The 596-nt window shown below is 78.5% G+C and carries 1 protein-coding gene; it reads left to right on the forward strand.

Features of this window, described 5'->3' with window-relative positions:
• A partial coding sequence (locus tag ND748_RS33450) for a 2-phospho-L-lactate transferase CofD family protein (protein ID WP_251750209.1) occupies positions 1-596 on the forward strand: 596 nt, incomplete at both ends.

The following is a 596-nucleotide window of genomic DNA, read 5'->3' on the forward strand; positions in this document are numbered from 1 at the left end:
GGTCGCCGGCGTCCGGCTCGCGCCGGCGGAACCGGCGGCCTGCGCGGAGGCGGTCGAGGCGGCCCGGGCGGCCGACTGGCTCGTCCTCGGCCCGGGCTCGCTCTACACGAGCATGCTGCCGCATCTGCTGGTGCCCGGAATGCGGCAGGCGATCACCACCTCGCCGGCGCGCACGCTGATGGTCCTCAACCTGGCCGCCCAGCCGGGGGAGACCGCCGGATACACCCCGCAGGCCCACCTCGACGCCCTGCGCCGGCACGTGCCCGGCCTGCGCCTGGACGTCGTGATCGCCGATCCGAGCGCCGTGCCCGAGCCCGACCCGCTGGCGCGGGCCGCGGCGGATCTCGGCGCCCGGCTGCATCTCGCGCCGGTGCGGGTGCCCGGCGCACCTGTGCACGACCCGGCGCGCCTTGCCGAGGCTTTCCGCGCCGTGTTCGCAGGTTCTGGGGCACTCGCGGGTTCCGGGGCGCTCGCGGGTTCCGGGGGGGTCGCGGGTTCTGAGGCGGTCGCCCAGACCGGCGCGGTCCCGCGGGGCGGGACGGTCTCGCGGGGCACGGCCATCGGGACGGAGACCGGACCGGCGGCCGCCGCAGCGC

It is taken from the genome of Frankia sp. AiPs1 (assembly GCF_023716945.1).
Lineage (GTDB): Bacteria > Actinomycetota > Actinomycetes > Frankiales > Frankiaceae > Frankia.